15 protein-coding genes are annotated in these 13,224 nt (G+C 50.5%); all 15 read left to right on the forward strand.

The genetic code is table 11. The features are described from left to right. Positions 1-27: 27 nt before the first annotated feature. The gene (locus P6574_RS21970; RefSeq protein WP_310622480.1) at positions 28-393 is read left to right on the forward strand and encodes a hypothetical protein; all 366 of its coding nucleotides are present in this window, start codon (positions 28-30) and stop codon (positions 391-393) included. Further along, entirely contained in the window at positions 390-803 is a 414-nt protein-coding gene (locus tag P6574_RS21975; RefSeq protein WP_310622481.1) for a DUF3168 domain-containing protein, read from the forward strand. Before P6574_RS21970 ends, P6574_RS21975 begins: the two co-directional genes overlap by 4 nt. A gap of 12 nt (positions 804-815) precedes the next feature. Continuing rightward, positions 816-1,241: a phage major tail protein, TP901-1 family gene (locus P6574_RS21980; protein ID WP_310622482.1), complete on the forward strand. Its 426-nt coding sequence runs from the start codon at positions 816-818 to the stop codon at positions 1,239-1,241. A gap of 3 nt (positions 1,242-1,244) precedes the next feature. Further along, the gene (locus tag P6574_RS21985; RefSeq protein WP_310622483.1) at positions 1,245-1,580 is read left to right on the forward strand and encodes a hypothetical protein; all 336 of its coding nucleotides are present in this window, start codon (positions 1,245-1,247) and stop codon (positions 1,578-1,580) included. Between the two features lie 210 nt (positions 1,581-1,790). Continuing rightward, complete coding sequence (locus P6574_RS21990; protein WP_310622484.1) at positions 1,791-4,013, forward strand: hypothetical protein; 2,223 nt, start codon at positions 1,791-1,793, stop codon at positions 4,011-4,013. Beyond that, positions 4,010-4,726, forward strand: coding sequence for a hypothetical protein (locus P6574_RS21995; RefSeq protein WP_310622485.1), 717 nt, complete (start codon positions 4,010-4,012; stop codon positions 4,724-4,726). The genes P6574_RS21990 and P6574_RS21995 overlap by 4 nt, the downstream gene beginning before the upstream one ends. After that, the gene (locus P6574_RS22000) at positions 4,716-5,291 is read left to right on the forward strand and encodes a hypothetical protein (RefSeq protein WP_310622486.1); all 576 of its coding nucleotides are present in this window, start codon (positions 4,716-4,718) and stop codon (positions 5,289-5,291) included. Before P6574_RS21995 ends, P6574_RS22000 begins: the two co-directional genes overlap by 11 nt. A 31-nt stretch (positions 5,292-5,322) precedes the next feature. Beyond that, the gene (locus P6574_RS22005; protein ID WP_310622487.1) at positions 5,323-5,715 is read left to right on the forward strand and encodes a DUF6950 family protein; all 393 of its coding nucleotides are present in this window, start codon (positions 5,323-5,325) and stop codon (positions 5,713-5,715) included. A 2-nt stretch (positions 5,716-5,717) separates the two neighbouring features. Next, complete coding sequence (locus tag P6574_RS22010) at positions 5,718-7,838, forward strand: phage tail protein (protein WP_310622488.1); 2,121 nt, start codon at positions 5,718-5,720, stop codon at positions 7,836-7,838. A gap of 64 nt (positions 7,839-7,902) precedes the next feature. Further along, positions 7,903-11,457: a hypothetical protein gene (locus P6574_RS22015; protein WP_310622489.1), complete on the forward strand. Its 3,555-nt coding sequence runs from the start codon at positions 7,903-7,905 to the stop codon at positions 11,455-11,457. Between the two features lie 104 nt (positions 11,458-11,561). After that, on the forward strand, positions 11,562-12,149 hold the full coding sequence (locus P6574_RS22020; RefSeq protein ID WP_310622490.1) for a M15 family metallopeptidase: 588 nt from the start codon (positions 11,562-11,564) through the stop codon (positions 12,147-12,149). Between the two features lie 8 nt (positions 12,150-12,157). Next, entirely contained in the window at positions 12,158-12,376 is a 219-nt protein-coding gene (locus P6574_RS22025) for a hypothetical protein (protein ID WP_310622491.1), read from the forward strand. Beyond that, the gene (locus P6574_RS22030; RefSeq protein ID WP_310622492.1) at positions 12,369-12,587 is read left to right on the forward strand and encodes a hypothetical protein; all 219 of its coding nucleotides are present in this window, start codon (positions 12,369-12,371) and stop codon (positions 12,585-12,587) included. Before P6574_RS22025 ends, P6574_RS22030 begins: the two co-directional genes overlap by 8 nt. Further along, positions 12,584-12,829 carry a hypothetical protein gene (locus P6574_RS22035; RefSeq protein ID WP_310622493.1) on the forward strand — a complete coding sequence of 82 codons (246 nt, stop codon included), beginning with the start codon at positions 12,584-12,586 and terminating at the stop codon, positions 12,827-12,829. The genes P6574_RS22030 and P6574_RS22035 overlap by 4 nt, the downstream gene beginning before the upstream one ends. An 18-nt stretch (positions 12,830-12,847) precedes the next feature. Next, entirely contained in the window at positions 12,848-13,171 is a 324-nt protein-coding gene (locus P6574_RS22040; protein WP_310622494.1) for a hypothetical protein, read from the forward strand. Positions 13,172-13,224 lie beyond the last annotated feature (53 nt).

Raw genomic sequence — 13,224 nt, forward strand, 5'->3', positions numbered from 1 at the left:
GGGTCGCCCGGTGAGGGCGATTTTTTTATGGCTAAGTTCGCACAAGTTAAATCCCCCGGTCTGTCCAAAAGCTTAAAAAAGCTGGCGAAGGTTGCCCCTAACCTTGACGGTTACATTGACACAGCCGAGACAAAATCGGCAGAGGAATATGTTTCTTTAGCTGCGGTTTCAGTTCCAGATCGGACCGGTAAACTTTCCAAAAGCCTCAAACACGAAAAGACCGAGACGGGCCGGGTTATCTCCGGCTGGTTTACATGGATCTTTTTGGAATTTGGCACCATCAAGCAAGCCGCAACCCCTATTTTTTTCCCGCTGATGCGCCTGACCCGCAAGCGGTTCAAGCGGCGACTGAAACGCGCAATTAACAAAGCGGTAAAGGATGCGTTGAAATGAGCGCGAGCTATGATTGGGAGCTGCAAAAAGAGCTTTATGTATATCTTACAAGTTTAGCTTTGCCCGATGTGAAAAAGATTGCCGACTATAAACTCCAAGCCCCCGGCCCGGAAGAGTATCCGTTTCTTGAGATAGGCGAGACGAGCGGCCTCCCAGACAACGCGCAAGGCGTTGAGGGGAGCGAGGAAACGATCGTTCTGCATGTGTTCGACCGGGATGCCGCCAGCCCCGGCAAGCGGCGGGTAAAGCAGATTATCAGCGCTTTAAGAGAGGCATTGGAAGACCATATTTTATTCGTAGCAGGCCTATCCCTCTGCCTCCTTAACACTGGGTCCATCCGTGTCTTTACAGATCCGGACGGCGTGACGGTTCACGGCGTCCTTAACCTCAAATGCTTTTGCTATAAATAAAGGAACAACAACATGACGCAGCAAAAAGGCCGGGAACTTCTGCTTAAGCTTCAAGATCCAGACGATCCCGATCAATATACCAATCTCGCCGGGGTCAAAACCAGTAAGTTTAATATGTCTACGTCCCCAGTAGACACCACCACTTCAGACAAAGCCAACCCCGGCGGCGTGGTGCAAAAAACTTCGGTGGCGGGCATTCGCTCGCAAACATTCAGCGGCGAAGGAAAATATGTCAAAGACGCGGAAACCAAACAATTTGTGGAAGCCGCTTTAAATGGCGAGCCGATGAATTGTCAGGTCTGCGTTCCGGGTTTGGGGATTTTTACCGGCCCTTGGATCGCGTCTGAATTTGAAGTTTCCGGCGAGCTAGAAGGAACTATGGATTTTTCCATTTCTCTGGAGGCATCAGACAAACAAGATTTTGAGGCGGAGGCTTAAGACATGTACGCGAACAAATCTCGCGGTGAAGTGTTGATCACCGTGCGCGGCCACTCGGTCATTGTTGTGGCAGGAATGGAGGGGATGGCAAAGCTTGAAACGGCTTTGAATGGTCAGGCGCTTTTGCCCATGCTCAGCGATGTGATGAACATGAAGGTTTCCACCTTAAAAGCCGCTGTTGAATGCATGGCGGTGGCTGGTAATCCTGAGTCTGTTTACCCGCAAGGTTTTTTGGACTTTGACGCACTCAAAGAAATTAAGGCGGGAATTTTGGCGGCTGTTGATCTGGCGGGCAAGCTTTCACGGGAACAGGCAACGGAGGTCGAGCCGGGAAAGTGAACGGGGAAGAATGGGAGGCGCTTGACCGCTTCCCGTTTGAACTTTGGCTAAGTTGGTGCCCTCTTCTTGGCTGGACGCCACAAGACTTTTGGCACTCAAGCATAGTTGAATTTTTGCGCACTGTTAAAGGCTATCAGGTCGCAAACACTTCCCCAGACCAAGCCCCACGAACCTTCACAGAAAACGGCTTAAATAGATTGGTTGAGCAGTATGCCTGATAATGTAGAAAAGCTTATTTTTGCTATTGAGGGGCAAAATAAGGATGTTTTGCGCGCGCTCAAACAGGTTGAGAGAAAAGCAGACCAAAGCTTTAAAAGAGCAGCCAAATCAACAACGGCTTTGAACAGCGGCGTCGTTAAATCAACTAAATCAATGGAGGCACTGACCGCGAGTTTTGCCAAAGGGTTTGCGGTTATTGCCGGAGGTGCGGCCTTAACGCAGTTGCCGGGGCAATTAGCAAGCATCACCGCGCAAACGGCTGAAATAGGCGATGCGGCGCGGCGGGCGGGGCTGTCATTTGAGAGTTTTCAAGAACTGTCCTATGTCGCGCAGAAAAACCGCATTTCGATTGATGCGCTCACAGATGGCGTCAAAGAACTGCAATTGCGTACGGATGAATATGTATCCACCGGTGCCGGTCCTGCCGCCGAAGCTTTTGCGCGCATGGGCTATTCGGCAGAAGAGCTAAAAAGCAAGATCCAGCAGCCTAAAGAACTGCTTTTAGAACTGATTGCAAACATGGAGCGGTTCGACACTGCCGCGCAAATCCGTCTTTCTGACGAACTCTTTGGAGGCACGGGAGGCGAGCGCTTTGTTGAATTGGTTCAATTGAGCGCGGGGCAAATCCGGCGAACAGCTCAGGAAGCCCACAGTCTCGGCGTTATCTTAAGCGATGAAGTTATCGCAGAAGCTATGAAGCTTGACGCTGAGTTTTCAAAGATCAAGGCAACCATAGATACAGGTTTAAAAACGGCTGTTGTTGGGCTGGGCGGGTTTATCAGTGATACGCTGGACAGTATCAAGCAAGAAGGTCAAGCCTTTGCAAAAGAATATCCTGAAATTTTCCGGGGCCTCGGCGGGACGATTGAGGGCGAAGAAAACCAAGGAAATTTTGCGCAAAGCTTAGAGGAAGCAGCAAACCGTAGGCGGTCAAGCCGGGAGGCGATTGCACAGGCACGCTCAGATCTACAGCAGGCAGAAGCAGACGCTAAAGCGGCTAAACAAACGCTTGACGAACAGCTTAGCCTCTATACTGAAGAATACGGGCCAAAGGTGGCCGCAGGTGTCGCCAAAGGGCTAGATCTTGCCTATGAAAACGCAAAGAAGGTTGCAGAAGAGGCCGCGCAGCATCTAGCGAACTTGCAAACCCTGTCAAATGAAGTTCTACAAACCTCTGCGCCCCGCCGCATTGGTGCGGCGTTTGATATGGTGCAGGATGCCCCAACACTGACCTTGCCGGGGGCTTCAAAGGTTCTGCAACCGCCTGCCGCGTCCATTACAACACCCCCCCGGACAAAGCCGCCACGAATTTCAAACTATGGTGTTGGATCTGGCGGTAGCGGCGGCGGCGAAAGTGAAGCAGAGCGCCAAGCTGAATCCATCAAAAAACTTATTGAAGCTTTAGATCTTGAAAAGGCCGCGATTGGGCAAACCGCCGTTGAACAGCGGATTATGAACGAGTTGCAACGGGCCGGAGCGTCTGCGACCACTGCACAAAAAGACACGATTACTGAGCTTGTTAAAGAGATTGATGCAGCCAAGCAAAAGCAGCAGCAATTTAACGACCTTGCCAACTTTGGCGGCACCAGTCTGATCAGCCTTTTTAAGGGCGCAACGCAGGGCGCAGAAGGTTTAAAAGGGGCCTTGTCCGGGGTTTTAGATAGCCTTGCCGATATGGTCCTCCAAGGTGCAATCTTGGGCCAAGGCCCGCTTGGCGGGTTCTTTGGCAGTGGTCCGGGCGGTCTTGCTGGCTCCTTTTTAAGCGCCTTCTTGGGCGGGTTTGCGTCCGGTGGGTACACCGGCAACGGTGGCAAATATCAGCCTGCGGGCATTGTGCATCGCGGCGAGTACGTTTTTTCAAAAGACGCCACCAGAGCGCTTGGGGTTGGCAATCTGGAAAGCCTCCACCAGAAGGCGAAAGGTTATTCTAGCGGTGGGTTTGTTGGCCCGCAAAGCATTTTGCCAGATAGCAGTATTTTGGGGCCGCGCTCCATACCGTCTCCGGCAACTGCCAACGCCAAACAAGAGTTGCCCGTTGTTCGCGTTATTGTTGATGCCGGACCTGAATTTGAGCCGCGTATTCAACAAGTGGCTGGCAAACTGGTGGCCGGGGTTGCTCCCGCAATTGTCAGCGAAGCTGTGCAAGCTTCAAAGGGGCAAGTTGTTGGTGAAATGCAGAGATTTGAACAACAGCAGGGCGGTGATTACAGGTGATTGATTTTACAATCTGGCCGAGAACGCTATTTCCGTCAAAATCGGATACAGCGTTTCATTTGGTGCCGTGGACGAGAACCGGGGGGCGCAGCTTAACAGGCTTTGAGCGCGTCACCCGAACAGATAGCGGGTTTTGGAAAGCGGATATTACCGAGATCGTGCTGAATGGCCGCGACCCGCACCAGTGGCGCACATGGCATGCCTTGCGGCAAAAAATAGGCGGGCGGGCTGGTGTGGTTGGTGTTTCGCATTCTGGATGGAATGCCATAGGGCCGAATTATAGACCGTCTCAAAAAACAACCCATAGTGACGGGGCCACGTTTTCAGATGGGACCAAATATCGCGGGCGTACCATGTGTGCGCTCATGCATGAGGCTGCCGAAATTGGGCAAACGGTTGTAAAAATAGAAGTTGTCTACGGACTGGAACATGTCTCAGGGCTTAGGTTTTCCCATGAATGGGCGCTTTATGAAACCGGACCGTACCTGTCCAACTCCCAAACCGTTTTCGAGGTGCCAATCTCTCCGGCTATTCGGCGGCGTATTCCTGCCGGGGCTGAGTTGGAACTGGATGAACCGGGATGCCTGATGCGCCTGATCACCGATAGCGCAATGGATATCAGTTTACCTTTAAACCGGGTTGCAACCGCTAATCTTGCCTTTACTGAAGCGCTGGAAGTGTGGGAAGAGTTGGTTGAGAACGATGCGAGCTAAGACAATCAAGATTTTAGTACTGATCGACTTTCCCGATGAACCAGTACGTTTATGGTCGGGGTCCGGTCCATATATTGATGCTGATGGAGCACATTGGCGCGGCGCGGGTGAACTGCCCCAGCAAGCCTTGCAACAGCTTGAATATGCATTTGCAGGGGAAGCGGTGCAAATGGATTTTGCAATGAGCGGTATCCCGCAAGATATTGCACAAATTGGCTTTGAGGAAACCAAAAAAAAAGACTTGATAGGTTCAAAGTTTCAAGTGTTGTTACAGGACTGTGACGGCTATCATCAGCCGCTGGAGACCTCCCCTAAGGTTGTGTTTACGGGCCGTGTTGCAGATTTTCGTTTCAAAGATAAGGTGGGGGACGTTGGCCCTATTTATGAATTGATTATGAGTGTTGCTAACCGAAATTTACGGCGGCGGATGACAGACGGATCTGTCCTTTCAGATATCAATCAAAGATCACGGGCTTCCCTTCTTAATCCACATGCACCGTCAGATAAATTTTGCGAACGGGTGCCATTGCTGGCTGATCAAACAATCGTCTGGCCCCGGTTTTAACATTCCTTTGAAAACTACGGGTTGATCTTCCATGAACCTTGAAAACTGGCTGCGGCAGCAGGGAGCAGCCCCTTGCGTGCTCGGGGTCTCTGACTGTTCGCTTACGCTTGCCGATTGGGCGGTCCATTGCGGATATCCCGATGGGGCTGCGCACTTGCGCGGCACCTATGCGACAGAGGCTGAAATGTACAAAAAAATCAACAGTTATGGAGATCTGGTTGGAGTGGTTGAGGTCTGCGCGAACCATGCAGGCTGTGCTCCAACCAACCAGCGGGCCGTCGGTGTGATTGCCGTGATTGGTAGCCCAACCAATGTGCGCCGGCAATGGGGCGCAATCTGGAATGGTGGGGCGTGGATGGTGCGCTTGCACACTGGCTTTGAAGCTGTGGCCGCGCACTCATTGAAAATGTGGAAGGTGCTTTAATAATGCCAACTGCAATTGTAACCGGGGTTGCATGGATCGTTTCTAACGGCGCCGCGCTTCTGGGCGCATCAGTTGCCACGCAAGCTGTTCTGGCTGGGGCCGTTGCCACGACTCTTGGCTCCACAATCGGGCTTGCGGCAATTGGGCTGGGACTCTCAATGGGGGTTAATTATCTTACGTCCAGCCTATTCGGGTCCAAAAAGCCTAACGTGCCCAAACCGGAGGATGGAAAGCAAAACTTAAAACAAAATGTACCTGTGTTGTCCTTTGCATATGGCCGGGTCAAAAAGGGTGGTGATTTTGTCTTTTTGGAAGAGCGGGACGGTGTTGCTTATAACATTATCGTTTTGGTGGCGCATTCGGTGCGCGGCAATTTTAAAATCTATCTGAATGATACACCGGTGCGGCTAAACGGTGATGGCTGGGTGACCGGGGTTGAGAGCGCTGATGAGGATTCAGATAAATACTACGTACACAACAAGGTCAAGATTCAGACCAGAACCGGATTGGCGCACGAAAGCGCGTATCCTGACGTCGTGTCAAAGTTTTCTGACATCTGGTCTCCAGATCATCGTGGTGATGGACTGACCTCTGTGTTTATGAGTGCAAAAAGTGTTGATGCGGAGAAGTACACAACGGTTTTCCCGGTTGGCCTTCCGGCTCCTGTTGCTGCCTTTGACGCCAAAGATGATCTGTTTGATCCTCGCTCTGAACAACAGGGGTATTCTGAAAATCTGGCATTAATTCGCCTTGATCATTTAACGGCCCCGTTTGGGGGGAAACTGACACTTGAAGATATCAATCTAGAAAGTTTTGCGTACGCTGCGACGGTCTGCGATGAATTGACCCAAACCCGTAATGGCACCCTTGAGCCACGGTATTATGGCGGCTTTTTCGCTGGCTACGACGTGGACCCTGTTGCTGTGGGCCGGACCATCGACCAAGCTGCGGATTTGGTTCTTTATGAAGACAACGAAGGTAAGATGGCAGTGCATGCAGGCGAATGGGTTGAGCCTGATATTCATATCAAGGATAAAGATATTTTGGAGTGTGATTATAAACTTTCACTCAATCCTCTCACACATATTGAAGCGGTACGCGGGCGTTGGACCAACCCTAGAATGGACTATAACACCGAAGATGCCGCGATTTTTGGCAATCCTTACGTATCTGAAAATGATGAACGCTCTTCGACACTTGATAATGTGTCGGTGCAGCGACATAACCATATGCAGCGCTTGCAAAAACTCGCCTTTATCCGCCAACGGGCACCGCAGGTGGCCTTGCGGGTGGATTATTTTGCGGCGGTGGATTTAAATCTGAAAAGGTTTGTGAGGGTGACGAAACAGCCACAAATGAACGCTGTGTGTATTGAGATTAAAGGGGTTCCCAAACTTAGATTTTCACCGCAGTTGTGCTGGGAATTTGAGGGGCTTGAAGTTCCAGATAATCTTTATGCGTTTGATCCTTTGATTGATGAAGGAACGGCGGCAAGTACGCCAGATAAAATCGGGTCTAAAGCTATCCCTGCCCCACAAGATTTTTCAGTGGTAATCAAAACACAAAGCCAATCCGGGGCCTCGATAGCTTATGCCGAGGCCACGTTTACCCGGTACAGCGATGCCTTGAAATATGAGCTTGAAGAGGTATTAGTTGAAACAGGGCAAATCAATAAGAGTTACGCAGAAAGCGAGGATGAAATTGTGCGCAGCTCCTATCTGGTTGACGGGGCTGTGTACCGTTTCCGGTTGCGAGCCAGATCAACACTAGGGGTTGCCTCTGAGTGGACAGCTCCGATCACATTAGCCGCTGTTGCGGACCCCACCGCCCCCCCTCTGCCTGAAAATTTTTCGGCTCAAGGCGGGGAAGGGACGGCGCTGTTATTGTTTCGCGCCGCCAATTCGGCTAATTTTGGTGCAACCCAGATCTATCGGGGCACAAACCCGGACCAAGGGGACGCACAACGCCTTGAAACTGTCTATTCCGGCCCGTCTTTGGAAATTTCCTACGAAGATAACGAGACCACTCCGGGGCTTTATTATTATTGGGCGTCCTCTCTGAACCGGTCCGGGGTGGAAAGTGATCTTGTGATTGCTGCCGATTGTCCGGTTGAGATCACCTAATATTTCAAAAAATAATCTAGTTTTGTTGTGCCTACTGTGAAGCAGGCCTTTTTGTTGAGGTAATATGTTAGACGATATTGACGCCACATATCGAGATTATATCGTAGCCGGGCTTCCCGAGTCTGGTGAACACAATCCAGAAAAAGCGGAAATTCGCGCCGTTTTGAAAAAAATACGCGACAATTCCAACTTGGCTTTAAAAAAACTCACTCAAGACGTTGAGCGCGCCTTGTCTACGGCCGAAGGCTTTCCCGGCTATGCCACAAAGGCCGAGCTGATTGCAGTTGATTCACCTAAGCATAACCAATTGGGGCAAGTGACCAATGATCCAGACCCGCAGCAAAACGGGCTCTACCGTTGGGATAGCCTCTTAGAGGATTGGGTAAAATCCAACTATGACCGATATAGCCTCGTAGTGGACGATCTTGCTGAAAAGACCGCCGACCTTCAACCAAAGCTCGAAACACCGATCTTGACGACAGGACAACTTTTCAATGGGGCTGAATATTGGACCGGGGAAGAAGTGGGGGCAGGATTTGACACAGGCGGTTGGCGTATTCCAGCGGGTCAAACCGGGGCGACAACATTTCTAAAGTACCAGTTTAAAATTACTGAGGCGCAAGCGCAAAGCCTTGCGGGCCAAACTGCTCGATTTGTTGTTACGTTGCGCACTACCGCTAATTTCTTGCAGAAGTTTGTAAGTCTGTCAGTGGGGTCAAACTCGCCTGAAGGTGAATACTTTAACTTCCAGTACAATCACACGGATACTGAAACGGTCGTGCTTAAGTTTGATTACCGTTTTTCTGGTCAAGAGACTTTTGTCGATGCTTTCTTGCAGGTCCCAGCAGAGTCCGTTGTTCAGTCCGAAGATGTTTGGTGCGTGGTCCGCAAGCAGCAATGGGGGCTGGTTAATCTTGATGATGCATCAGCGGTGTTGGCGCACGCGCTTGGCCCTATGATAGAAGACCTAGCGCAAACCACGGAAAACTCGCTTGGTCTCGGCAATCTGATTGAGTCCGTACAGATGGTGGTCGAGGGCTACGCTGGCGCGATTGTCGCTGGGAATGGCCTAACAATTCCAGCAGGTTCCAGCGGGTTAGGATCCTATATCCAAGCCGTGTGGGAATTGAACACAACGGCTTTGGCTGGGGATAGAATATTGTTGCGACTGTCCTTTCCTCAAAGTGAGAATTATTCGCGAACGGTGACACCGGTTTTGAATATTCAGCTTGCAAATGGAAGCACCATTAGCAGAACTGCCGAAGTTCAAACATTCAGTAGGCAGAGCCACCTCACTGTAGAGTATGATTATATTTTACAAGGGGACGAAATCGCCATGAAACCGTATATCAGCTTGCGGTCTGACGATCTTGTTGCTGCAAATGAAACAATCGAGCTTACTGCTTTCCGGCCCTATTACCTTAATACGCCAAGTTCAGACGAAACCGCCGCAGACCGCGCCTTTAATGCGCGGGCCGCAAGGGTCGTTGACAGTACTTTGCCGACTTTATTCGGGGTTGGGAATGTTCTGTCCGGCGAAAAAATCAGCATTCAGGTATTTGATGGGGCGGTGAAAGACAATAAATTTACGGTGCGTGTCCCTGCTGGAAATGTAGGGGAGCTCAGTCTTATTCAACCAACTTGGAACATCGAGTCGCAAGCGGGCAAGCGGGTAAAGTTGAAGCTTGGTTTTTCGACTACTGATACGTTTACGCGGGCGCTTAAAAATCCAGCTATGCAGGTCAAAACGTTTGATGGACCGCAAGGCAGGCCTGCGGATACTTATAAAGTGAGCGTTTTGCCGCAAAGAGTTGTGGTGGAAATTGAATATACTTTGCAAGGGGATGAAATCTCCTTGTCCCCGTATATCCAGTTGGCTGCAACGGCGGCGGCAGAGGTGGACGAATTTATTCGTCTTGAAGAATTTATCCCGTATTATCTGAATTCAAGTAGCGATATTTTAACGCCTCTGGATGAGGTGCTGGAAGAACGGCTTGCTGGTGGACTGGCAAAGATGGTTTCCAGCAAAGCCCAAGCCTATGCAAATATTCCAGCGGGTATATATGATGAGCGAAAAACGATTGCGGTATCTGGCGGTGATTATAACAGCCCGAGCAATGCAGTTGAAAACATTTTGGATGCATCGGCAGCCAAGCGCTACCAGTTAGAAGTCAAGGAAGGCATTTACAAAGACCCAGAATGGTTTGACACTGATTTTATTGACTTTAAAGGCACGAAAAAAGATCAATGTATCATCGATTTTCAGCAGCCTAATGATGCATCTGAAGAAGATATTGCCCAATATTCAGCAATTTATATGAATCAGAATTCAAGGCTGGAAGGGCTTACTGTGCAAGTCAGAAACGCCCGGTATGGAATTCATCTGGAGAGCAACGGCCAGTATCCAAACAAACAGCAATCAATAGTCAATTGCCATATTGAGCACCTTGGTAATGATGATGCAGTGAACAATGCGTGGCAGAGCCAAAATGGCATTGGTTCGGGGTTGTCATCAGGGCAGGTCGTTGATGTGATCGGTAATACGATTATATCAAAAAACGGGCAAACATTCGCCTACCATACGAACGCTTGGTTTTCTGACCCCACAGTTGTGAGGATCTATAATAATCGACTGGTTGCCAAGCCTACTGCAAACGTGATTGGCATTCGATGTCTTGGTAGTTTTCAGCCGGACCGGTGCGAAATTGTCGGTAACACGCTTACCGGAAACATTTCGTATGCGTCCTATGCTTGGCAGCCATCAGAGTTAAAAGGCCAGCCTGCCAACCACGCAGAAGTGGAAATTGTTGGCCACGGAAATAGTCCAGCCGTATTTTTAAACCTAGATTGGGGTGAAGCGCTTTGTGTTGAGAGCTCTAATCAGAGCGCTGGAAGTTCTGTATTCATTGCAGGGGATGCCGTTGCGCTTATTTTTGGCGATGGCACCGAGGATAAATATTTTGAACGCGAAGGGTCGGCGGGGTTTGGAGCGCGTATCTGGGGATGGGGGGATGTTTCCGGTCACGCGGTTGGCTCAAGTCAAGATGTTTATATAACCTCTCTGGGGCAAAGGCTGGGGGATTGTACTATCAGCACCAAAACTCTGACTGTCACTGTTGATGGTGGGAGCGCGATCAATATCGTGTTTAATCAAGATTACACCAACACCAGCAATGCGGATATTTTGTCGTTCATAGGTGCCGCGCTTACAGGGCAAGCCACAGTAACCACGATCCAACCTGGCGCGCGTTATCGACCGCATTTTTCAGATGAGGAAGGCAGTTTTTGGAACAATTCGGGCACGGGCATTCCGTTCGGCTCTTGTGTTGCCTACGACATGTCAAAGCATGAAATCAGGCTGATGACCTCTGAGGATGATGTTGGCCTGTTTGCTGGCGTTGCGTGGGAAGATATTCCAACCGGAAAAACCGGGCGCGTAAAAATACGGGGGTTTTTGCCTCTCTCTGACATTATTTTAAACGGTCAATCTTCTCTGACATTTGGCGATTCACTCAGTATTGACCCAGCAAATGACGGCCAAGTTGTTGTTAATGGTGCACAAGGGGTCTTACGAGCAATCAGGAGCGATGCTGTTGAGATCTTAAGTAAACACTTGTGAGCGCTGTTTTCTTTACTCGAACCGTGGTTATTGAGATCTGAACCACGGGTTCCCCGCCTTTCTCTCCCGCCCTTTGAGGCGGGTTTTTTATTGGAGAAACGCCAATGAGCCAGATTACCACCTATCACAGCCAGCTGATGCTGCATCAGCTGGGGTTTAACCCCGGGCCTTTGGATGGGCTATGGGGGCGGCAGACTTCTTCGGCCTATGAGGCATGGAAGGAAAAGGAGGTGGCAAAGAGCAAGCCCGGTCTGCAACCAGCCGTAATTCAAGAAAACTTTAAGCTGGAACAGCACGATCTTGGCGGTGACAAAGGACTTTCGCGGCTTGCTGGCGTTCACCCGGATCTTTGCAGAATTGTTCATCTGACGCGGGCCTATGCAAAGCCCTTTCAGGTTCTGGAAGGGGTGCGCTCTGTTGAGCGACAGAAGCAGCTTATGGCAAGCGGTGCCAGCCGCACGATGAATTCACGGCACATTAAAGCCCCCAACGGCTTTGCTCATGCGGTGGATATTGCACCGCTGGTAGGCGGCAAGGTGTCGTGGGACTGGAAATACTATTACCCGCTGGCTGAAGCAATGAAGCGAGCGGCGAATGAGCTGAAAATCCCGCTCGAATGGGGCGGTGATTGGAAGCGCTTTAAAGATGGCCCGCACTGGCAGTTGCCATGGGCCAATTACTCTGGAAACTAGGAGAAAACATGGACTGGATTGTCTATTTTATTGAAAACTGGGCGGTGACTATTGAAGCCCTGCTGGCCATTGTTGGTGTGTTTGCGATTATCGCCACCAAAACCGCAAACTCCAGCGATGATGCAATTGTTGATACGCTCTACAAGATTATCAATTTCTTGGGTGCCAATGTGGGCAAAGCCACTAATGATCCTGCAATTGACAGGAATTCGGCTGGCGATGGTTAGGACCATTCTTTCCGCGCTCCAGATGTTCATGAAGGCCCTTTCGGGTCTTTTTTCTTATCTGGAGCGCAAAGACCTGAAACGGCTGGGGGCATTTGAGCAGCACCAAAGGGCGCTGAGAGAAACGCAGGAAACTCTTAGGGCGGTTGATGATGTTGCCAATGAAGTCTCCAGCCTTACCGAGGAAGAGCGCTTTCGGAGGGCAATGGAATGAAGTGGTTTGCATCAACAATTCTGCTTTTGTGTGTGCTGAGCTTGATGGCTGGATGCCAAAGCGCAGGCACTCCCAAGCCTAAACCGGTGGCTTCTGACTGGTGCGCAATTCAAACGCGTATCCTGAGCAAGTCAGGCTTTAACCTCAAAATAACCCCAAGCGAGTGGGCAGCGCGCAGCCGCCCCTCGCAAAACTATCTTCTCATTACCAAGGGGGCGCTGCAAAAGCGCTGCTCTTTTTGAACTTAAAGTGAGGGCTGTATGGCTGATCCACTCCAGGCACTTTTGGGAATAAAATTTTTGCATTTGGCCGCAGGCTTCATGGGCGGTTTGGTCCGCTCTATTGTGCACCCCAGAACGTCCTTTGCTTACACGATGGGCACCACGACAGTGGGGGCCCTATTTGCGGCCTATATGACACCGCTGGCTGTGCCCCTGTTGCAAAGGTGGGCAGGGGGGAGTGATGCCAGCTTGGAAGGAGCGGCGGGTTTTCTTCTTGGTCTTTGCGGCCTCGCTCTTGCTGAAGGACTGGTTAAAATTGCCCGCAGGTGGCGGGACAATCCGAGTTTGAGGCGGATGGATTAACAACGGCATTATAGCCGCAGGGTGCCTGCGGCGTCTTCTGGAATATGGAAAAG

Origin of the sequence: Pseudovibrio sp. M1P-2-3, from assembly GCF_031501865.1 — a bacterium.
Taxonomy (GTDB): Bacteria; Pseudomonadota; Alphaproteobacteria; order Rhizobiales; family Stappiaceae; genus Pseudovibrio; species Pseudovibrio corallicola.

What these genes read in the sequence shown, in the direction of transcription:
- P6574_RS21970 (WP_310622480.1), top strand. Translation starts at nt 28, where the DNA reads ATGGCTAAGTTCGCACAAGTTAAATCCCCCGGTCTGTCCAAAAGCTTA.
- P6574_RS21975 (WP_310622481.1), top strand. Translation starts at nt 390, where the DNA reads ATGAGCGCGAGCTATGATTGGGAGCTGCAAAAAGAGCTTTATGTATAT.
- P6574_RS21980 (WP_310622482.1), top strand. Translation starts at nt 816, where the DNA reads ATGACGCAGCAAAAAGGCCGGGAACTTCTGCTTAAGCTTCAAGATCCA.
- P6574_RS21985 (WP_310622483.1), top strand. Translation starts at nt 1,245, where the DNA reads ATGTACGCGAACAAATCTCGCGGTGAAGTGTTGATCACCGTGCGCGGC.
- P6574_RS21990 (WP_310622484.1), top strand. Translation starts at nt 1,791, where the DNA reads ATGCCTGATAATGTAGAAAAGCTTATTTTTGCTATTGAGGGGCAAAAT.
- P6574_RS22000 (WP_310622486.1), top strand. Translation starts at nt 4,716, where the DNA reads ATGCGAGCTAAGACAATCAAGATTTTAGTACTGATCGACTTTCCCGAT.
- P6574_RS22005 (WP_310622487.1), top strand. Translation starts at nt 5,323, where the DNA reads ATGAACCTTGAAAACTGGCTGCGGCAGCAGGGAGCAGCCCCTTGCGTG.
- P6574_RS22010 (WP_310622488.1), top strand. Translation starts at nt 5,718, where the DNA reads ATGCCAACTGCAATTGTAACCGGGGTTGCATGGATCGTTTCTAACGGC.
- P6574_RS22015 (WP_310622489.1), top strand. Translation starts at nt 7,903, where the DNA reads ATGTTAGACGATATTGACGCCACATATCGAGATTATATCGTAGCCGGG.
- P6574_RS22020 (WP_310622490.1), top strand. Translation starts at nt 11,562, where the DNA reads ATGAGCCAGATTACCACCTATCACAGCCAGCTGATGCTGCATCAGCTG.
- P6574_RS22025 (WP_310622491.1), top strand. Translation starts at nt 12,158, where the DNA reads ATGGACTGGATTGTCTATTTTATTGAAAACTGGGCGGTGACTATTGAA.
- P6574_RS22030 (WP_310622492.1), top strand. Translation starts at nt 12,369, where the DNA reads ATGGTTAGGACCATTCTTTCCGCGCTCCAGATGTTCATGAAGGCCCTT.
- P6574_RS22035 (WP_310622493.1), top strand. Translation starts at nt 12,584, where the DNA reads ATGAAGTGGTTTGCATCAACAATTCTGCTTTTGTGTGTGCTGAGCTTG.
- P6574_RS22040 (WP_310622494.1), top strand. Translation starts at nt 12,848, where the DNA reads ATGGCTGATCCACTCCAGGCACTTTTGGGAATAAAATTTTTGCATTTG.